We start from the raw sequence: 18,386 nt of genomic DNA, 5'->3' as shown, positions 1-18,386 counted from the left end.
TCCAACATGCTGCATATCCTCAAACTGGCCTCGCGCCATGCGCGGGTCTGCCTGATCGTCGGACTGCTGGCAGGGTTGGGATTGCCCAGCCTTGCGGCGGCGCTGGCCGACTGGTTGCCGCAGATGGTGGCTGCGCTGCTGACGATCACCGCGCTCAGGATCGGGCATCGCGCGGCCCTTGGGGCTGTACGGGATCTGCTTTGGGGATTGGCCTCGGTAGTGGCATTGCAGACGGCACTGCCGCTGGCGCTGCTGGGGGGCTTCATGCTGGCCGGGCTGGGGCAGACCCCCGCCGCACTGGCGGTGACGCTGGCCGCCGCGGCCCCGGCGCTGACGGGCAGCGTCAACCTTGCCCTGTTGCTGCGGCTCGACGCCGGGCGGATGATGCAACTGATGGTGCTGGGCACCGCGGCTTTTCCGCTGACGGTACTGCCGGTCTTGGCCTTGCTGCCGCAACTCGGACCAGCCTCGGACGTGGCCCAAGCCGCGATGCGTCTGTTGGCGGTGATCCTTGGGGCGACGGGCTTGGGCTTTGCCCTGCGCCATGTCTTCCTGCCGCACCCCTCAGCGCGTCAGATCGAAGCGCTCGACGGCGCGTCGGTGCTGGCCTTCTCGGTCATTGTCGTCGGGCTTATGGCGGCACTCAACCCCGCGCTGCGGAGCGATCCTTGGGCGGTGGCGGGCTGGACGGTGCTGGCCTTCGCCCTAAGCTATCTGTTGCAGGCGGGCACATTGCTGCTGACCCGGCGCGGCCCGCTGCATGCTGTGGCCGGCCCGCTGGCGATCGGCGCGGGCAACCGCAATATCGCGCTCTTCCTCGTCGCACTCCCGCCCGAGGTTCTGGCGCCCTTGATGATCTTTATCGGCTGTTGGCAACTGCCGATGTATCTGACCCCGGTGCTGCTGCCGCGCCTTTACGAAAGGATGCTCTCCAATGACTGACCGGCCCCGCATCCGCAGTGTCGGCCTCTCTGGCCTATTGGTCACCTTTGCCGAGAAGATGTCCGAACCCGCCAACCGCGCCGCCCTCGCCTTTCGCGCGGCGGTCGAGGAACAGGACTGGCCCGAGGTGCGCGAGACCAGCACCTCGCTGGTATCAACCTTCGTGCAGTTTGAGGTCAGCCAAGAGGCCATCACACAGATGACCGACCGCCTGCGCGACTTGCTCGAAACCCGCGATTGGTTCGCCGAAGCCCTGCCCGCCGGGCGCAGCCTGTGGCATGTGCCGACCGTCTATGGTACCGACCTCGCCCCGCAGTTGGAGGAAGCCGCCGAGGCCGCGGGCCTCGACCCCGACGCGGCCATAGCCGAGCTGTCGCAGGCTCGCGTGCGCGTCCTCACCATCGGCTTTGCCCCCGGCCAGCCCTATATGGGTGAACTGCCCTCGCATTGGGACATCCCGCGCCAGCAGGGGCTGACAAAATCCGTGCCCTCCGGCGCGCTGGTCGTGGCGATCCGGCAGTTGATCATCTTCACCAATGCCTCCCCCACCGGCTGGCGGCACATCGGCCAGACCGCCTTTCGCACCTTCCGCCCCGGCAGCGACATGCCCTTTCCGCTGTCGCCGGGCGATGAGTTGATCTTTCCATCCATCACCCGGCAAGAGTTCGACCGCATCGCCGACGAGCCCACCGGTGGTGCCGAGCGGGAGGCGCTGACATGAGCGGCACGCTGACCATCCTCCAAGCTGGCCCGGCGATGACGGTTCAAGACCATGGCCGCCCCGGCTACCGCGCCCTTGGCCTGACCCATGGCGGCGCGGCGGACCCGACCGCCCTGCACGAAGGGGCCGCCCTGTTGGGGCAGGACCCGAACTGTGCGGCAATTGAAATGGCGGGCAGCGGCGGCAGTTTCGAGGTGGATCAGGACACACGCATCGCGCTGACCGGGGCGCAGATGCAAGTGAGCATCGACGGCGAAGCGATTGCATGGAACGCCAGCCACCTGCTGCCTGCGGGGGCCAAGCTGACCATCGGCGGCGCGCGGGATGGGGCTTATGGCTACCTTCATGTGGGCGGCGGCTTTGATGTTGAGCCGGTGATGGAGTCCCGCTCTAGCCATCTGGCCGCTGGCATCGGCGCCCTGCTGCAAAGCGGGGAGACCCTGCCGCTGGGGGCGGACAAGGGCGGTGAGACGAACCTGACCCTGCCCCGTGACAGCCGCTTTGGCGCGGAGCGTGTGCGCATCGTCGTCTCCATGCAGACCGACGCCTTTGACGACGCGACCCGTGCGCGCTTTACCGATACCACCTTTCGACGTGACGCTCGCGCCAACCGCATGGGCGCACGGATGGATCACGAGGGCGAAGGTTTCGCGACCGGCGGGCAGTTGACCATCGTCTCAGAGGTCATCACCCCCGGCGATATCCAGATTACCGGCGATGGCGCGCCTTTTGTGCTGATGTGTGAATGTCAGACCACCGGCGGCTACCCCCGCATCGGCACGGTGATCCCCTGTGACCTGCCCATCGTGGCGCAGGCGCAGCCCGGCGCTGCGCTGCGGTTCGAGTTCATTGACCTCGACGAAGCGCTGGCCGCCGAGACACGCCACCGCGCCGACCTCGCCGCCCTTCCCAAACGCCGCCAGCCCCTGTTGCGCGATCCCGCGCGCATCCGTGATTTGCTGGGCTATCAACTGATCTCTGGCGTGGTTTCGGCCACCGCCGATCCATTCGAAAAGGACACGCCATGACATCCGTCGATCTGAACGCCGACATGGGCGAAAGCTTTGGCCCATGGACGATGGGCGACGACGCGGCGCTTCTGCGTGTCGTGACCTCGGCCAATATCGCATGTGGCGGGCACGCGGGCGACGCAGACGTGATGGCCGCGACGATGCGCATGGCGCATGAAAACGGCGTCGGCATCGGCGCGCATCCGGGTTTCATGGATCTCGCGGGCTTCGGGCGCAACCGCATGGCGGTGCCGCGCGGCACCTTGCAGAACCAGATCCGCTATCAGGTCGCGGCAAGTGTCGGCATGGCCCGCAGCGTCGGCGCGGAGGTGCGGCATCTGAAGCTGCATGGCGCGTTGGCAAATATGGCGTCCGAAGATGAAGGCTTGGCCCGCGATCTTTATGAGGCGGCGCTAAGCGTGGCCCCCGATCTCATCGTTATGGTGCTGGCCGCCACGGCGCAGGAACGGGCGGTGAAATCACTGGGCTGCAAATGGGCCGGAGAAATCTTTGCCGACCGCGCCTATAACGACGACGCCACGCTGGTCGACCGCAGCAATCCGGGCGCGGTGATCCATGACGCCGATCACGCCGCCGCCAGAATGGTCGAGATGGTCAAAGCCGGCGCGATCATCACCGAAAGCGGGAAACACATCCCCACGCGGATCGACACGATCTGCCTGCATGGCGACACCGCAGAGGCCGTTCAAATCGCAACCGCCGTCCGCAAGGGTTTGCAGGACGGCGGGGTAACATTGGCAAAATTCGGCGGCAGCGTTTAGCTGCGCACCAACTTTTCATAGTCGGTGGCAATCTCACGGGTCAGCGCGCCGACCTCAAACTTCCAGTCGCCGATTTGCCCCACCGGGGTCACTTCGGCGGCGGTGCCGGTCAGCCAGCACTGCTCGAAGCCTTCGAGTTCCTCGGGCATGATGTGGCGCTCGTGGACGGTAATCCCCTTGTCCTTCAGCATGCCAATGACCGTCTGACGGGTGATCCCATTGAGGAAGCAATCAGGCGTCGGCGTGTGCACTTCGCCATCCTTGACGAAGAAGATATTCGCGCCCGTCGCCTCGGCCACATAGCCGCGATAGTCATACATCATCGCGTCCGAACAGCCCTTTGCTTCGGCGGCGTGTTTGGACATGGTGCAGATCATATAGAGACCCGCCGCCTTGGCGTGGCTCGGGATCGTCTCAGGCGAGGGGCGCTTCCATTTGGAGATGTCGAGCTTGGCACCCTTCATCTTGGCGTCGCCGTAATAGGCACCCCATTCCCATGCTGCGATGGCCATGCGGACCGGGTTGCGGGCCGAGGCGACACCCATGTCTTCGCCCACACCGCGCCAAGCGACCGCACGCACATAGGCGTCTTGCAGGCCAGAGGCGGCGAGGACTTCGGCCTTGGCGGCTTCGATCTCGTCAATGGTGTAGGGGATCTCGAAGTCGATCATCTCAGCCGAGCGCTTGAGCCGTTCGGAATGCTCCCGGCTTTTGAAGATTTTGCCGTTATAGGCGCGCTCGCCCTCGAACACCGAAGACGCATAGTGCATCGCATGGGTCAGGATGTGGACATTGGCCTCGCGCCAGTCCACCATTTTGCCATCCATCCAGATGTACCCATCTCGGTTGTCATATCCGCCTGCCATGGTGTTTACCTCCCAAATGACGCGCTATCTTTTCAAAAATTGCGCAACAATCGGCAGATGCAGACATTTAATTGCGCAAAACACGGGATTCGATAGCCTTTCACTATTGGAATGTCAACAACGCTGACGTAAACTGATCCCCAACAGGCCCGAGAGAGAATGAGACATACTATGGCTGACGGGCGGATGATGGCCCCTAGCAGCGGCGACAGCCTGCTGTTTTTGACCGACGAACAACTGCGGCAGGGGATTGAGGCGATGTTCTTTGCCTATCGCGGCTTCACTGCCGATCCCGACAGGATTCTGGCCGATATGGCCTATGGCCGCGCGCATCACCGCGCCATCCACTTTATCAACCGCGCCCCCGGCACGACAGTGAACAACCTGCTCAACATCCTTGGGGTCACGAAACAATCGCTCAACCGTGTCTTGCGCACGCTGATCGCCGATGGTCTGGTGCAAAGCAAGGTTGGCCGCAATGACAAGCGCGAGCGGCATCTGTTCCTGACCGACGAGGGTCGCAAGCTGGAACAGGAGCTATCGGACGCTCAGCGCGCGCGCATGCGGCTGGCCTTTCGCACCGCCGGGCCCGACGCCGTGGCCGGTTTCAGAACGGTATTGGAGGCCATGATGGATCCCGAAATGCGCCAGAGCTTTGACCGGCTCCGCGAAAGCGCTCCATGAACGAGCTTGACGCGCACCTGCTGGTTGTCGACGACGATGAGCGCATCCGCAGCCTGCTAAAGAAATTCCTGATGCGGAACGGCTTTCTGGTCAGCACGGCCCGCGACGCGGCCCATGCGCGCCGGGTGCTGGCGGGGCTAGAGTTTGATCTGATCGTGCTCGACGTGATGATGCCCGGCGAAGACGGCATGGCGCTGACCCGATCCCTGCGCGAAACCCTGCAAACGCCGATCTTGCTGCTGACCGCCAAGGGCGAGACCGACAACCGCATCGAAGGGTTGGAGGCCGGGGCGGATGACTATCTGCCAAAACCCTTCGAGCCTAAGGAACTGCTGCTGCGCATCAACGCGATCCTGCGCCGCATGCCCGACACCTCAGCCGCCGATGCCGCGCCAAAAGTGCTGTCGCTCGGCGTGATCCGCTATGACATGGAGCGGGGTGAAATGTGGCAGGGCGACGATCTGGTACGTCTCACCGCGACCGAAGTGCAACTGATGAAGATTTTCGCCGCGCAGCCCGGTGTCGCGCTCAGCCGGTCAAAACTTGTCGAAGAATTGGGCCGCGACCGGGGCCAAGCGCAGGAACGCGCGGTTGATGTTCAGATCACCCGCCTGCGCCGCAAGATCGAAAGCGATCCGAAACAGCCGCAATACCTGCAAACCGTGCGCGGCGCGGGCTATATGCTGGCCCCGGACTGACCCGGCCCTTTTAGCGAAACACATAGGTAAAATTCATAAGGCCAGCCCGCTGGCAATGCCCGGCGCGAAGCACTATTGTCGCGCGAAATTCCGACCAACGAGGCGCGCAATGTCTGACACACCCGTAGAAGAGATGAACTTTGAGACCGCCATGGCCGAGCTTGAAAAAGTGTTGGGCCAGCTTGAAAACGGCAATGTCGCGCTGGACGAAAGCATCGCGCTTTACGAACGCGGGGCGAAGCTTAAGGCGCGCTGCGAGACCAAGCTGAAAGAGGCCGAAGAAAAGGTCGCCGCGATCACCCTTGATGGCGATGGCAACCCCAATGGGCTGAAACCCGTCGAAGGGCTTTGACCGCCTGCATGACCTTCCAGCCCACCCCCCTTCCCTTGGCAGAGGCGCTTGCCCTTGCCCGTGATCTGGCGCAAGCGCAGATCGAAGCGGCCTTGGCCGAGCGCACAGGCCCGGTCGCCGAGGCGATGCGCTATGCCTGCGGCGGCGGCAAGGGGTTGCGCGGCTTTCTGGTAATCGAATCCGCTCGGCTGCATGGCATCGCCCCCGGCATGGCCGCCCCAGCCGCTGCGGCCATTGAGGCGCTGCATGCCTATTCGCTGGTGCATGACGATCTGCCCTGTATGGACGACGACGATCTGCGCCGGGGCCAGCCCACGGTGCACCGCAAGTGGGATGAGGCGACCGCCGTTCTGGCCGGTGACGCGCTGCAAACGCTGGCCTTTGAACTGCTCGGGCAACTCGCCTGTCCGGCGGAGGCGCGTCTGATTCTGATGACGAGCCTCGCCCAAGCGGCAGGCGTCGGCGGCATGGTCGGCGGGCAAGCGCTGGACATCGCCGCCGAAACCGCCCCCGCGCCGCTGTCGCTGGCCGAGATCACGGCACTTCAGGCAGGCAAGACCGGCGCGCTGATTGAATGGTCGGCCATGGCCGGGCCGCGCATGGCCGGAGCCGATGCCACGGCGCTTGGGGCTTACGCCAAACACCTTGGCCTTGCGTTCCAGATCGCCGATGACATCCTTGACGTTGAAGGCGACGCCGAGACCGTGGGCAAAGCCGTGGGCAAAGACGACGCAGCGGGAAAAGCGACCTTTGTGTCCCACCTTGGGCTTGCCGGGGCCAAGACCCGCGCCGCCGAATTGGTGGACTTGGCCTGCGACGCCCTATCTGAATATGGACCAGAGGCGCAGAGCTTGCGAGCCGCTGCCGCCTTCGTTATTGCCCGCGACAGCTAGCCGGGCGGCACATGCGCCAATGCGGCACCAGAGAGGCCCCGATGAGTGACAAACCCGCCACCCCCCTGCTTGATCAGGTCACCCGCCCTGCGGACCTGAAACGCCTGTCCGATGCCGAACTGACCCAAGTCGCGCGTGAACTGCGGGCCGAGACGATCTCGGCCGTGTCGGAAACCGGCGGACACTTGGGCGCGGGGCTTGGCGTGGTGGAGCTGACCGTGGCGCTGCATGCGGTCTTTGACACCCCGCGCGACAAGATCATCTGGGATGTCAGCCACCAGTGCTACCCGCATAAAATCCTTACCGAACGCCGCGACCGTATTCGCAGCCTGCGGATGAAGGACGGGCTCTCGGGCTTCACCAAACGCAGCGAATCCCCCTACGACCCCTTCGGCGCGGCGCATAGCTCGACCTCGATCTCGGCCGCGCTCGGCTTTGCCGTGGGCCGCGATCTGGGCGGTGTGATCCCCGAAGGGCTTGGCGACGCGATTGCCGTGATCGGTGACGGCGCGATGAGCGCGGGCATGGCCTATGAGGCGCTTAACAACGCGGGCGACCTGAAAAAACGGTTGATCGTCATCCTCAACGACAACGAGATGTCCATCGCCCCGCCCGTCGGCGCAATGTCGAGCTACCTCAGCCGCCTCTATGCCGAAGCGCCGTTTCAGGACTTCAAAGCCGCCGCCAAAGGCGCGGTGAGCCTGCTGCCCGAACCGTTCCGCGAAGGCGCGAAACGCGCCAAGGATATGCTCAAGGGCATGGCGGTCGGCGGCACCCTGTTCGAGAACCTCGGCTTTTCCTACCTCGGCCCGATCAACGGGCACGACATGGATCAGTTGCTGCCCGTGCTGCGCACCGTTCATCAACGCGCGACGGGGCCGATCCTGATCCATATCCAGACCCAAAAGGGCAAGGGCTATGGCCCCGCCGAAGCCGCGCGGGATCGCGGCCATGCCACGGCCAAGTTCAACGTGGTTACGGGCGAGCAAAAGAAAGCCCCCTCCAATGCACCCAGCTATACCCGCGTTTTCGCCGACAGCCTGCTGGCCGAGGCCGCCGAGGACGACAAGATCTGCGCCGTGACCGCAGCGATGCCCGATGGCACAGGGCTGGATCTTTTTGCCGAACGCTACCCCAGCCGCTGTTTCGACGTGGGCATCGCCGAACAGCACGGCGTGACCTTTTGCGCGGGGCTGGCGGCGGCGGGGATGAAACCCTTCTGCGCGATGTATTCCACCTTCCTACAACGCGGTTACGACCAAGTCGTGCATGACGTCGCGATCCAGCGCCTGCCGGTGCGTTTCGCAATCGACCGCGCCGGGCTGGTGGGGGCCGATGGGCCAACCCACGCGGGCGCATTTGATGTGGCTTTCCTTGCCAACCTGCCGGGTTTCGTGGTGATGGCCGCCGCCGATGAAGCCGAGTTGCGCCATATGGTCGCCACCGCCGCTGCCCATAACGATGGGCCTATCGCCTTCCGCTATCCGCGCGGCGAGGGGCGCGGGGTCGAGATGCCAGAGCGCGGCACGCCACTGGAAATCGGCAAGGGCCGGATGATCCGGGAAGGCAGCAAGGTTGCGCTCTTGTCCTTTGGCACGCGGCTCGAAGAAGTCGAGAAAGCCGCCGAACAGCTTAGCGCCAAGGGCATCACCCCCACCATCGCCGATGCGCGTTTTGCCAAGCCGCTGGACCGCGACATGATCCTGAAACTGGCCGCAGACCACGAAGCGCTCATCACCATCGAAGAGGGTGCCGTAGGCGGCTTTGGCAGCCATGTGGCGCAACTGCTTGCCGATGAGGCGGTCTTTGATAAGGGGCTTAAGTTCCGCTCCATGGTGCTGCCCGATACTTTCATCGATCAGGCCAGCCCGGCGGATATGTACGCCGTGGCGGGGATGAACGCTGAACAGATCATCGCCAAAGTGCTTGAGGTGCTCGGCATCGGCGATCTGGACGCGCAGCGCGCCTAACTGGTGGCGGTCAGCACCAGCAGGGCGCCCGCGACCAGCGTGATCGCCACGCAGAGATAGCCCAACAGCACGAACAGCCCGTCGCGGGTGAAAAGGCCGAAAACCAGAAGCGCCACAGTGCCAGCGCCGAGCGACGACATCATCGGCAAGACCTCCATAAAGGGCCAGCCGAGCGGGATGATCGTGACCACAACAAGCGTGATGAACCGCATCGGGCCGGTGGTGAGGAACTGAAGACGCGGCTTGCAGCGCCCGTCGACAAAGGCGCAGGGACGGCGCAAAAAGCGGACGCAGCCGCTTAACCGATGGCCCGCCACTTCGCGCCGCAACAGAAACTGCGGCATCCAAAGCCTGCGCCGCCCGGTAACGGCTTGCACCGCCAAAAGGATGATCGTCACCGCCGCTAGGGTCGAGACGCCGGGGATTCCCGACAGGGGCGAGACCAGCAGCAAGGCGACAATCAGGATCAGCGGTGTGATGGAACGGTCGCCGATCTCATGCAGCACATCGTTGATCGACACCGTCTCCTTCTCTGCCGCGCGCTCCATACTGTCGAGCAGATAGGCCAACGTGTGTTCGTCTTGACGCATTCGGTGCCTCGGGCGATGCCACGGGTTCAGTCATCCGCCCCCAGCAGCGCGGCCAGACCCGAGCGATAATCAGGGTAGATCGGTTGCCAGCCCAACGCCGCCTTGGCGTGATCGTTCCGGACCTTCTTGCTCTCCGCATAAAAGCTGCGGGCCATGGGGGTCATCTCGGCCTCGTCGAAGTTCACCGCCGGGGGTAAGGGCAGGCCCAAAAGCGCGGCGGCATGGCCGATTACATCTTGGGGCGGAGCGGGGTCGTCGTCGCACAGGTTGTAGATCGCCCCCGGCTGCGGTTTTGCCAAAGACAATTCCAGCGCTTGGGCGATATCCTCCACATGGATCCGCGAAAAGACTTGGCCCTGCTTGATGATGCGCCGCGCCGTGCCCTTGCGCACCTTGGCAAATGGCCCGCGTCCGGGGCCGTAGATGCCCGCCAGCCGAAAAATATGTAGCGGCAGATCGGGGATCGCGCCCCATGCCGCCTCGGCCTGCACCCGCGCCGCGCCGCGTCGGGTGGAGGGGGCAAGCGGCGTGGTCTCGTCCACCCAATCGCCACCGTGGTCGCCGTAGACGCCAGTGGTCGACAGATAGCCCACCCACCGCAGATGCGGGGCGGCGGCGGTGATCTGATCCTGCAACTCCAGCAGAACCGGATCGCCCTCCGGCCCCGGCCCGGCAGAGACCAGCAAGTTCGGCACCTCTTGCAAAAGCGCGCTCAGATCGTCGCCGGGCCAGAGCATCGGGTCCACCCCCGTCGCGGCAATCTCTTTAAGCTTTTCGGGGCTGCGCGTGGTGCCGATGATGCGCCAGCCCTGCGGGATCAACCGGGCGGCCAATGCGCGCGCGCTATAGCCATGCCCAAGGGAAAGAAGCGTTTTATCCATCTCGCCAAATTGGCCCGCGCGGGCTGCGATCACAAGCGCCAAGCAGGGATTTTAATCTTTCAGAAGGTCGATCGCCATATAGCCGAATTGCGGCCCGGCCCATTGCCGCGAACGGCGGAGTTTGCCGGTACCGACCTCGGCCCAATAGTCATTGCTGAAGGTCGTTGCGCCATAAATACAATCCTCACGGAAATGACGCACGGACAGGCGACGGTCCACGATCTGGATCGTTTCTGGACCCAGATGGGTCACGTCGCAGGCAAAGGGCACCGTCTGTGCCGTGCCATCCAGCCGCGCCAGCGTGATTAACCTTTCGCCGCCGCCGCCCTGCCCGTCCAGCGCCGCGATCACTGTTTGCGCTTGGGCCGAGCGCATATCGCCACCAAGCCCCTTGGTGCCGACCAGCACGCCTTCGCGCAGGACGATCTGAACCTGATCCGTGGATTGCCAGACCTCTACCATCCCCGGCGTGCCATCAGACCGCCGAGCGACACGTTTCAGAAAGTCCTGCAGCCCGGTGTTTTCCGGAACGACCTGCATGACCGCGCCGGGCGTCTGATCCAGCAGCGTGCGCGTCACTGTTACCCGCCCCTTGGCTGGCGCCTCGGGTCCGGTGCGGTCTTTGAGAATGCTAAACAACGTGCTGCCCGCGCTGAGCAGTGGGCTGCGCTCCTCTTCGCGCCCTCCGCCCGCACAGGCGCTCAAGGTAAGGCTGGCGATCAACAAAAGACCGGTTGCAAAATGCTTCATTCCCAGACCCTCGACCATTGATCTTCCAGTGAATTGCGATGGCCACTGCGCACCTGTTCATAAAGCCGGCCCGGCACCTGAAGCCGCGCCCCGCCATCCCGCTGGATCGGTCGGATCGTGGTAGACACGCTGCGTTTGTCCGGCTCGCCCAAGAACCAACCGATGGGGATCGTCAGGTTGATGCCCTTGTCAAAAGACCCCTCGCCAAACTCTTCGGCCGAGACATCCGTGATGGTGAAAAAGCCGCCGACCTTCCAGCCGTTGGTAAATTCGCGCGTCAGGGTCACGGTCGCACCGACATCACCGGCCAAATAGCGGCCCACGTCCAATTGACCATGATAGCCGCCGCCAAAGGCGTAATAGGCCGAGACATGGCCCGTCGCCACGCTGTAATCGAGAAAGCCCAGAGCACCGTCATAATCGCGCTGCTTCACGTAATTCGCCTCAACCCCGAGTGCGAGATTGCTGTTGACGGGTTTCCACAGCAATTCGGCCGAAACACCCCCGAACATCCGCTCAAGATAGCCTGCCGTGACCCGCGCATAGAGGTCATTGCCGGGCTTCCATTGCTTGCTCACATAGGCATTGTCGATGATCGTCTCGCCTTCGCGGGCATAGCGCGGCCCCTCGGTGCGGACGGTCGGAAGCCTTGAATTGCTCGGCGTCGTCTTATCGCCCACAGAGCCAAAAAGACGGTGCTTCAGACCGCCTGCGACGGTCCAGCCCGGCGCGGGGCGATAGCTGGCCGTGACCTCCACGCCGCCATCCAGGCGAACCGGCTCTTCCGGGTCGAAATAGCTGGGCGACAGATAGGGGCCGATGGACCAGGCGAAATCGGGGTAGAGGTCGCCATTTTTCATCGCGCCGGGCAGCCGGGGAGTGGCCTCACCGATGCCTGCCACGGCCAGAAGCGCGTCGGCGGCCTGCGGGTCAAACTCCAAAGCCTCAAGGTCAGAGCGGCGCAGGGTCACGGCGGATTGCGCCAAACCCTCTTCGACCAAGACGATGCGGAAGGTCTCAACCGAGGCGGGCAGCACCCAAGCCAGCGCGCGCGCACCACGCCCCACAGCAACCGCCGGGGCCTGATACCGGTCATTGCGCAACCGCAACTCGGCCTTGGCGGAATCAAGCGTCAGCGCCACGAGGGAAAGACCGCTGGCATCCAGCACCTCTTTCACCTGATCGCGCAGGCTGCGCTGCTGGTTGGTGCTGGCGGCCCATTGCGTATCCCAAGCCGCCGGAGAGGTGGCGCGGCTGGGGCGCACCTTGAGCGGCGCGACCGGGGTAATCTTGACCGGCGTCAGCGGCTTGCGGGGGTTCAACTGGTATTGCAGGTTCACCCCGATCTCGGACCCATAGAGATAATAGGCCCCCAACCGCAGCCCATCGGAATATTGGTATTCGGTGCCGAAGTTGAACTGCGATTTACGGGTAAAGATCTCGCGCAAGCCGTCTTCGGTCTCATAGGCGTCGGAACTGTATTCCGCCTTGAGGGTCCAACGGTCATTCACCGCCCACTCTACCCCGGCGAAGGGCGCAGCCGACCCGCGAAACCATTGATCAAACGAAGGTTTGCCCCCCGTGCTGCCCCCAACAAAGGAGCCGCGGTTGCCACCAAAGGGCGCACCGATGCTGCCGTGGCTGCCCAGACGCCCCCAGCCCAGACCGCCGGTCACCTTGACGCGGCCGGGCAGCAGCGTGTTGTCGAAAGTCTTGGTCGCAACGACATATTCGCCCGCGTAGATCCCAGTGCCTGCGAAATCCTGCAAACCTACGGTGATCGCAGGCCAGAAAACATCTTCCTTTTTCAGCATATAGCGCAGGTCAAAGCTTCGGTCGCGATAGGTATCGAAATTGCCGGGAACGACATCGGTCCAATCCCGAATTCCAACGTAGCGAAAGCTGGCCGACAGGCGCGGTGTGGCCTGAAAGGTCAAGGTGGTGCGCGTCATGCCTGCAAAGTTTGAGACCCCGATGGCAAGCTGCCCATCCGGCAGTGCATGGGCGGTTGGCATATCGACCAGCCCCGGCGAGCCGTAAAAGTTGAGCGAAGGACGCTCGGGGGTTTCAAAGATGTCGTAAGTCGGATCAGCCAGCGCAACACCGGGCAGCGCCACCCCCGCCAAGAGCATCGACACCAGCGGCCCACGGTTCAGCCTACGCATTCCTAATTTCGTCTGCCGATCCACAAAGCGCCCCTTACCTGCGATATTGTTGGCTAGATTTGGCACGGACGGCCCCTGCAAATCAATCTCTGTCCCGCCACCGTTTTGCCGCGCGCCGCGACCGCGGCAATATCGCGACATGTGACGGTCCGGTCAGGAGGATTTTCTCAGCGCCTCGGGTGGGGCGAAGCCTTCGACCCAGCGGTAGACAACCTGACGGGCCAAATCTTCGTCATTGGCAACAAGTGCTTCGCGCAAGTCCCGCAGGACCGAGGCGATTTCCAGTTCGTTCAATCCGTTTTCCCGCGCGGAATAGATCTTGGGATGCGCCGTGTTGATGAGCAAACCGCTCAGCGTCAACTCCTCGGTCATCTTCTCGCCGGGCCGCAGGCCGGTGATCTCGATCTCGATATCGCCATCGGGGTTGTCTTCGTCCCGGACAGTATAACCAGCCGTTTCAATTACTTGGCGTGCAAGTTTCAAGATGGGCACAGGCTTGCCCATGTCCAGAACAAAGACCTCGCCCCCTTGGGCCAGCGATCCAGCCTGCAAGACCAGACGCACGGCCTCTTCCACCGTCATAAAGTAGCGCGCCACGCCCCGATCCGTCACCGTCAACGGGCCGCCGCGGCTAACCTGCTCTTGAAACAGCGGCACGACAGACCCGGACGACCCCAACACATTGCCAAAGCGGACCATGGAAAAGATGACACCGCCTTCGCCGCCATATTTGCGTGCCATATCTTGAATGACGAGTTCGGCAAGCCGCTTGGACCCACCCATAATATTGGTCGGGCGCACGGCCTTGTCGGTCGATACCAGAATGAAACGCTCCACGCCTGCGCGAGCGGCCTGCTCGGCCAGCGCCTGTGTGCCCAAAACATTGTTCACCAGCCCCGAAAGCGGGTTCGCCTCGACCAGCGGGACATGTTTATAGGCGGCGGCATGAAGGATCACATTGACCCCGTGCTGCGACAGCACTTTGCGCAGCTGCCGGGTATCCGTGACCGTACCCAGGACCGAGACGATTTCGATGTCGCTGCCCTCGGCCAACTGCCGGATCTCCATGTCGGCGTTGTAGAGGGCCAGTTCGCTCAGTTCGAAAAGCACCAGTTTGGTGGGCCGACAAAGCAGAACCTGACGGCAAAGCTCCGACCCGATGGAGCCGCCCGCACCAGAGACGAAAACCACCTTACCGGCATAGCTCTCTCCGCCTTCGTTGATCAAAGGGGTGATTTCATCGCGGTTCAGGAACCGACGCGGAGAAACGGGGGAAAGCTTGTCGACCAAAGCCTCTTCCCCGATCAATTGCGCGAAGGACGGAAGGGTTTGCACCTCCAGACCCAGCTTCTCCAGCCGTCGGGCGATCTGCGCCTGCTTTGGGGTGCTTAGCGAGGGCACGGCCAGCAACACGCGGTCGATCTGTTTCTCGACGACAAGTTCAGCAATGCCGCGCGAGGAATAGACCGGCAGTTTTGAGACGTTGAGCCCTTGCAGCGCAATGTTATCATCGACAAAGGCAATAGGCTCAATCGTTTCATGGCCGCGCAGCGCCGAGACCAGCTGTGTCCCCGTGGTGCCCGCGCCATAAATCAGGACACGGCAGCGCGCGTCGCCGGTACGGTAGATTTGCAGCACGATATGCAACAAGATTACCCGCGACAGCACCACCAGAGAGAAAAAGATCGCCCCGAACATGATATGCACGCCCAGCGGGAAATCCAGCCCCAGAAGGGACGCGCCCAGCAGGGATACGCCCGCCAGGGTGGTCCCCAAAATAGCGGTGCTACCGACCGCTGCGGTCTCATAGGCGTTCAATTGTGTGCTACAGACCCCCAAGCGGATCGATACGAGCACACCAACAATCAGGGTAAGAGGTAATACCGGGGCATAGTTGGCGAGTGTTTCGAGAAGATGCTCAGGCAGCCCGCGCACAGCCAAGGCGGCAATCGTGGAGACAACGATTAAAAGGGAGTCGAGCGCCAACATGATCACGCGCTTTTGCCGTTTGGTCAGCGACTTGATGATGCTCAGCATGCGCCGTCTCCTGTCTACGTGTATATTAGCGACCGCGATGCGCCCGAAACGTATTAGTAGCTCTCTTTCGTCCATGGAGCTCTTTCTGAGCACCAGCAAGCGTAAAAACAGTAAATAGCGCTCAATGTGTCATCAATCGAATCTGGATTCGCTTAAATTTTCAGCAAACATTGCCACGATTTTGTCAAAAACACCAATTTTTAACTATTTGCCCCCGGTCACGCCGCGGGCCACCGCCACCTTCATCTGCGTCTAAAACCGCCACCTTCATCTGCGTCTAAAAAGGTTGCTGATAGTTTGAAACACCAAATCGAAGTCGTAACATGTGCTTTGATGGCGCTGATAAATCAGATCTAGTTGGGCTTTGCGCGGGACGCAGATACGACAATAGACACGGTCGGTCTCTTCCGGGGTCTCGCAGCGCGACAGCAGCCGTTCTTCATGTTTGTGAAACCGGATCGTGGCCAACCCGGTCACGCCGGGCCGTGATTTCAGAACCTCGGCATAGACCTCGGGAAAACGCTCCACATATTCGCGCAGCGGCGGGCGGGGGCCGACAAAGCTTAGATCGCCGCGCAGGATATTCCAAAGCTGGGGAAACTCATCCAAGCGCCGCGCCCTGAGCCATGCGCCGGTGGGGGTGATCCGCGCGGCTTTGTTGCCGCCCGATACGCCCTGATCCTTCTCTGCCACGGTCATCGTACGCAGTTTCCAAAGGTTGAAACTCTGCTCAGGCGTTTTCATCCGCTCGGCCACATGAAAAAGCGGCCGCCCCTCTTTCAGCAGCAACCAGACCAGCAACCCCAGCAAGATCGGCCCCAAGATGATGACAAGCAGGCTGGCGAAGAACAGATCGAAGATGCGCTTGCGCCACGTCATTGAAGGGTCTTCATCGTTTGTTCATATCCTGCTGCCATTCACGTACCAAACCGGCGGGCGTTTGAGTTTCTGGCGTGAAATCGACGTGGCATTCAAGCGCATTCGTATCCAGCCGCACCTCAGGAATGGCGGTGGCCGGGGCCGGTTTGGGCTGCCACGCCAGCCCCGCCGCATCGAGCAGCGCCCCCATTTGCACCGCGCCGGGGGCCGCGGTATTCAAAACAGGCGGCAGGTCGTCCACATGGCAGAGCGCGCAGAGCACCCGCGCCAAGGTCACCGGCCCGATATAGCTGCGGCTTGGCGTGGCGCCATCGGGGAAGCGATCAATCTGCATTTTCGGTTGCCAGCCGCCAAGGATCGCGTCCGCGCCGGCCACATTGCCGATCCGCAGCGCGGTGATGGCGGTCTTGCCTTGCGCTTCTCGCACCGCCTGCTCCATCGCCAGCTTCTGCCTGCCGTACTCCGAAAGCGGAGCGCAGGGCATATCCTCTCGCAGCGGACCGTCTTGCGCGCCATAGACCGCTGCCGAAGAAGCGACAAAAAACCGGGGGACCGCCGCCGCCTCTGCCAGTTTCAGCGCGGCGAGGGCGAGGGTGACGTTATCCTCCAATGGTGCGCCGCAGGCCCCCGCCCGGGCCGGGGTCACCCCGGCCAAAGAGATCACCGCCCGCGCCCCACGGGCGGCGGAAATCGCCGCATCGCTTGGCCCCTCTCCCGCTGCTGGCAGATCGAAATTGCAAAACCCGGGTCGAGGCTGCCGCGACTGGCTGCGCAGAGCCTGCGGTTCAGGCCAATGACGGCGCAGCATGCTGCCCAAACGCCCCGTCGCGCCCAGCAAGAGAACCCCGTCAAAATCCGCCGGGCCGCTTGAAACCGCGCTGTCTTTTGTAGTCATTGACGCCATAGGTTCAGCCTCTATCCTGAGGGACTAGAATTTCGGATGGGGGCCGGGTTTACAACATCCTTTGCAAGCCGCCAATGAACACTGCATACAGGCACAAGTACCCCGGTTTACCGGTGAAACACCAGAAAGCGACTGCGCATCTCATGAAGCACCTGAGCAAACTGTTCCTCTTGGCCCTGATGACCTTCTCGCTGGCGGCATGCAGCAACCTTCCGCGTGGTGCAGCCATCCAAAAAGAGGTCACTGAGGAAGCGGCCGCGCCGGATGCCGATATCGCCGTTTATCCCGTCACCCGTGCCTTTCTGCCCAGTGTTGCTCAGTGGCCCCGCACCGGCGAAAGACGCCATGGCTGGATCGGTGCCAGCCGAGGGTCGAACGCCCAAGTGATCCGCCCCGGTGATCGGCTGGACATTCTGGTTTGGGACAGCAGCGACAACTCGCTTCTGACGTCGCCAAGCCAACAGGTTGCCACCCTGTCCGGCATTCGCGTTTCGGAGAGCGGGACGATTTTCATGCCCTATATCGGCAAGGTTCAGGTCTCGGGCCGGACCCCGGATTCAGCGCGGCAATTGCTTCAGCGTCGGCTTGAGACGATCGTGCCCTCGGCACAGGTGCAACTGGCCATGACCGAAGGGCGCAGCAACTCCGTCGATCTGGTGAGCGGCGTGAGCAGCCCCGGCAACATCCTGATGCCCGACAATAACTTTACCGTGCTGGCGGCGATTTCGGCTGGTGGCGGGGTGCAAAGCGGCATCGAAAACCCGCAGGTCAAACTGCTGCGCGGCCCAAACATCTATACCACGTCGATCGACCGGCTTTACGAAAACCCCAGCCTTGATACCCGGCTGATCGGGGGCGACAAACTGATCATCGAGGATGATCGCCGTTACTTCCTGTCGCTGGGTGCCGCCGGAAGGGAGGCACAGTTTCCCTTTAACCGCGATGAGGTCTCTGCGCTGGATGCGCTGGCGATCATCGGTGGGGTAAACGAATCCCGCGCCGACCCCGAGGGCATTTTGATCCTGCGCGAATACCCCGCCAGCGCGGTCAGCGCCGGGGTGCGCGGCCCGCGCCGCACGCGGGTGGTGTTCACGCTGGATTTGACCACATCTGACGGGCTCTTTTCGGCGCGGAATTTCCACATTCAATCTGGCGATCTGGTGCTTGCGACCGAAAGCCCACTGTCGGACACGCGCACCATTCTGGGCCTTGTCGGATCGGTCTTTGGGCTGGTGAACACAGCCGGGAACCTTGGCAACTGA

The 18,386-nt window shown here is 62.8% G+C and carries 18 protein-coding genes; 10 read left to right on the top strand and 8 right to left on the bottom strand.

The window, feature by feature from the left end; translation table 11 throughout:
- The first annotated feature begins 6 nt into the window (after positions 1 to 6).
- From T8A63_RS01220 to T8A63_RS01205, 4 genes are read left to right on the top strand one after another with little or no spacing between them, the layout of a single operon-like run.
- Positions 7 to 942: a hypothetical protein gene (locus T8A63_RS01220; protein ID WP_322344761.1), complete on the top strand. Its 936-nt coding sequence runs from the start codon at positions 7 to 9 to the stop codon at positions 940 to 942.
- Positions 935 to 1,663, top strand: coding sequence for a 5-oxoprolinase subunit B family protein (locus T8A63_RS01215; RefSeq protein WP_322344760.1), 729 nt, complete (start codon positions 935 to 937; stop codon positions 1,661 to 1,663). Before T8A63_RS01220 ends, T8A63_RS01215 begins: the two co-directional genes overlap by 8 nt.
- Positions 1,660 to 2,691: a biotin-dependent carboxyltransferase family protein gene (locus T8A63_RS01210; RefSeq protein WP_322344759.1), complete on the top strand. Its 1,032-nt coding sequence runs from the start codon at positions 1,660 to 1,662 to the stop codon at positions 2,689 to 2,691. The genes T8A63_RS01215 and T8A63_RS01210 overlap by 4 nt, the downstream gene beginning before the upstream one ends.
- Complete coding sequence (locus T8A63_RS01205) at positions 2,688 to 3,455, top strand: 5-oxoprolinase subunit PxpA (protein ID WP_322344758.1); 768 nt, start codon at positions 2,688 to 2,690, stop codon at positions 3,453 to 3,455. Before T8A63_RS01210 ends, T8A63_RS01205 begins: the two co-directional genes overlap by 4 nt.
- On the opposite strand, the gene T8A63_RS01200 is transcribed toward T8A63_RS01205, so the two are convergent.
- Positions 3,452 to 4,321, bottom strand: coding sequence for a branched-chain amino acid aminotransferase (locus T8A63_RS01200; protein ID WP_322344757.1), 870 nt, complete (start codon positions 4,319 to 4,321; stop codon positions 3,452 to 3,454). The two genes, T8A63_RS01205 and T8A63_RS01200, sit on opposite strands and share 4 nt — an antisense overlap.
- Before the next feature lie 171 nt (positions 4,322 to 4,492).
- On the opposite strand from T8A63_RS01200, the gene T8A63_RS01195 reads away from it, so the two are divergent.
- The 5 genes from T8A63_RS01195 to dxs all read left to right on the top strand — a co-directional run bounded on the left by T8A63_RS01195 (position 4,493) and on the right by dxs (position 8,918).
- Entirely contained in the window at positions 4,493 to 5,005 is a 513-nt protein-coding gene (locus T8A63_RS01195) for a MarR family winged helix-turn-helix transcriptional regulator (protein ID WP_243266339.1), read from the top strand.
- The gene (locus T8A63_RS01190; protein WP_067628577.1) at positions 5,002 to 5,703 is read left to right on the top strand and encodes a response regulator; all 702 of its coding nucleotides are present in this window, start codon (positions 5,002 to 5,004) and stop codon (positions 5,701 to 5,703) included. The genes T8A63_RS01195 and T8A63_RS01190 overlap by 4 nt, the downstream gene beginning before the upstream one ends.
- A 109-nt stretch (positions 5,704 to 5,812) precedes the next feature.
- Positions 5,813 to 6,055: an exodeoxyribonuclease VII small subunit gene (locus tag T8A63_RS01185; RefSeq protein ID WP_067264990.1), complete on the top strand. Its 243-nt coding sequence runs from the start codon at positions 5,813 to 5,815 to the stop codon at positions 6,053 to 6,055.
- 8 nt (positions 6,056 to 6,063) lie between these two features.
- Complete coding sequence (locus tag T8A63_RS01180; RefSeq protein WP_322344756.1) at positions 6,064 to 6,948, top strand: farnesyl diphosphate synthase; 885 nt, start codon at positions 6,064 to 6,066, stop codon at positions 6,946 to 6,948.
- A gap of 41 nt (positions 6,949 to 6,989) precedes the next feature.
- The gene (dxs, locus tag T8A63_RS01175; protein WP_300051144.1) at positions 6,990 to 8,918 is read left to right on the top strand and encodes a 1-deoxy-D-xylulose-5-phosphate synthase; all 1,929 of its coding nucleotides are present in this window, start codon (positions 6,990 to 6,992) and stop codon (positions 8,916 to 8,918) included.
- On the opposite strand, the gene T8A63_RS01170 is transcribed toward dxs, so the two are convergent.
- The 7 genes from T8A63_RS01170 to T8A63_RS01140 all read right to left on the bottom strand — a co-directional run bounded on the left by T8A63_RS01170 (position 8,915) and on the right by T8A63_RS01140 (position 17,115).
- Entirely contained in the window at positions 8,915 to 9,508 is a 594-nt protein-coding gene (locus T8A63_RS01170) for an exopolysaccharide biosynthesis protein (protein WP_067942494.1), read from the bottom strand. The two genes, dxs and T8A63_RS01170, sit on opposite strands and share 4 nt — an antisense overlap.
- A gap of 26 nt (positions 9,509 to 9,534) precedes the next feature.
- Entirely contained in the window at positions 9,535 to 10,389 is an 855-nt protein-coding gene (locus tag T8A63_RS01165) for an SDR family oxidoreductase (RefSeq protein ID WP_067628597.1), read from the bottom strand.
- Positions 10,390 to 10,440: 51 nt separating this feature from the next.
- Positions 10,441 to 11,139 (bottom strand): YjbF family lipoprotein, encoded by a 699-nt coding sequence (locus T8A63_RS01160; protein WP_161487351.1) that lies wholly within the window; start codon positions 11,137 to 11,139, stop codon positions 10,441 to 10,443.
- Positions 11,136 to 13,304 carry a YjbH domain-containing protein gene (locus T8A63_RS01155; RefSeq protein ID WP_322344755.1) on the bottom strand — a complete coding sequence of 723 codons (2,169 nt, stop codon included), beginning with the start codon at positions 13,302 to 13,304 and terminating at the stop codon, positions 11,136 to 11,138. Before T8A63_RS01155 ends, T8A63_RS01160 begins: the two co-directional genes overlap by 4 nt.
- A 153-nt stretch (positions 13,305 to 13,457) precedes the next feature.
- Entirely contained in the window at positions 13,458 to 15,341 is a 1,884-nt protein-coding gene (locus tag T8A63_RS01150; RefSeq protein WP_067628587.1) for a polysaccharide biosynthesis protein, read from the bottom strand.
- A gap of 267 nt (positions 15,342 to 15,608) precedes the next feature.
- Positions 15,609 to 16,220, bottom strand: a complete 612-nt coding sequence (locus tag T8A63_RS01145; protein ID WP_067942490.1) for a sugar transferase — start codon at positions 16,218 to 16,220, stop codon at positions 15,609 to 15,611.
- Between the two features lie 10 nt (positions 16,221 to 16,230).
- Positions 16,231 to 17,115, bottom strand: a complete 885-nt coding sequence (locus T8A63_RS01140) for an NAD(P)-dependent oxidoreductase (RefSeq protein ID WP_322344754.1) — start codon at positions 17,113 to 17,115, stop codon at positions 16,231 to 16,233.
- Positions 17,116 to 17,267: 152 nt separating this feature from the next.
- On the opposite strand from T8A63_RS01140, the gene T8A63_RS01135 reads away from it, so the two are divergent.
- Positions 17,268 to 18,386, top strand: a complete 1,119-nt coding sequence (locus tag T8A63_RS01135) for a polysaccharide biosynthesis/export family protein (protein WP_259947027.1) — start codon at positions 17,268 to 17,270, stop codon at positions 18,384 to 18,386.

Origin of the sequence: Sulfitobacter sp. OXR-159, assembly GCF_034377145.1 — a bacterium.
In the GTDB taxonomy this organism is placed as follows: Bacteria; Pseudomonadota; Alphaproteobacteria; order Rhodobacterales; family Rhodobacteraceae; genus Sulfitobacter.
Note: the sequence above shows the minus strand (reverse complement) of the source record. Positions and strands in the feature narration are given on the sequence as shown.

What these genes read in the sequence shown, in the direction of transcription:
- T8A63_RS01220 (WP_322344761.1), top strand. Translation starts at nt 7, where the DNA reads ATGCTGCATATCCTCAAACTGGCCTCGCGCCATGCGCGGGTCTGCCTG.
- T8A63_RS01215 (WP_322344760.1), top strand. Translation starts at nt 935, where the DNA reads ATGACTGACCGGCCCCGCATCCGCAGTGTCGGCCTCTCTGGCCTATTG.
- T8A63_RS01210 (WP_322344759.1), top strand. Translation starts at nt 1,660, where the DNA reads ATGAGCGGCACGCTGACCATCCTCCAAGCTGGCCCGGCGATGACGGTT.
- T8A63_RS01205 (WP_322344758.1), top strand. Translation starts at nt 2,688, where the DNA reads ATGACATCCGTCGATCTGAACGCCGACATGGGCGAAAGCTTTGGCCCA.
- T8A63_RS01200 (WP_322344757.1), bottom strand. Translation starts at nt 4,321, where the DNA reads ATGGCAGGCGGATATGACAACCGAGATGGGTACATCTGGATGGATGGC.
- T8A63_RS01195 (WP_243266339.1), top strand. Translation starts at nt 4,493, where the DNA reads ATGGCTGACGGGCGGATGATGGCCCCTAGCAGCGGCGACAGCCTGCTG.
- T8A63_RS01190 (WP_067628577.1), top strand. Translation starts at nt 5,002, where the DNA reads ATGAACGAGCTTGACGCGCACCTGCTGGTTGTCGACGACGATGAGCGC.
- T8A63_RS01185 (WP_067264990.1), top strand. Translation starts at nt 5,813, where the DNA reads ATGTCTGACACACCCGTAGAAGAGATGAACTTTGAGACCGCCATGGCC.
- T8A63_RS01180 (WP_322344756.1), top strand. Translation starts at nt 6,064, where the DNA reads ATGACCTTCCAGCCCACCCCCCTTCCCTTGGCAGAGGCGCTTGCCCTT.
- dxs (WP_300051144.1), top strand. Translation starts at nt 6,990, where the DNA reads ATGAGTGACAAACCCGCCACCCCCCTGCTTGATCAGGTCACCCGCCCT.
- T8A63_RS01170 (WP_067942494.1), bottom strand. Translation starts at nt 9,508, where the DNA reads ATGCGTCAAGACGAACACACGTTGGCCTATCTGCTCGACAGTATGGAG.
- T8A63_RS01165 (WP_067628597.1), bottom strand. Translation starts at nt 10,389, where the DNA reads ATGGATAAAACGCTTCTTTCCCTTGGGCATGGCTATAGCGCGCGCGCA.
- T8A63_RS01160 (WP_161487351.1), bottom strand. Translation starts at nt 11,139, where the DNA reads ATGAAGCATTTTGCAACCGGTCTTTTGTTGATCGCCAGCCTTACCTTG.
- T8A63_RS01155 (WP_322344755.1), bottom strand. Translation starts at nt 13,304, where the DNA reads ATGCGTAGGCTGAACCGTGGGCCGCTGGTGTCGATGCTCTTGGCGGGG.
- T8A63_RS01150 (WP_067628587.1), bottom strand. Translation starts at nt 15,341, where the DNA reads ATGCTGAGCATCATCAAGTCGCTGACCAAACGGCAAAAGCGCGTGATC.
- T8A63_RS01145 (WP_067942490.1), bottom strand. Translation starts at nt 16,220, where the DNA reads ATGACGTGGCGCAAGCGCATCTTCGATCTGTTCTTCGCCAGCCTGCTT.
- T8A63_RS01140 (WP_322344754.1), bottom strand. Translation starts at nt 17,115, where the DNA reads ATGACTACAAAAGACAGCGCGGTTTCAAGCGGCCCGGCGGATTTTGAC.
- T8A63_RS01135 (WP_259947027.1), top strand. Translation starts at nt 17,268, where the DNA reads ATGAAGCACCTGAGCAAACTGTTCCTCTTGGCCCTGATGACCTTCTCG.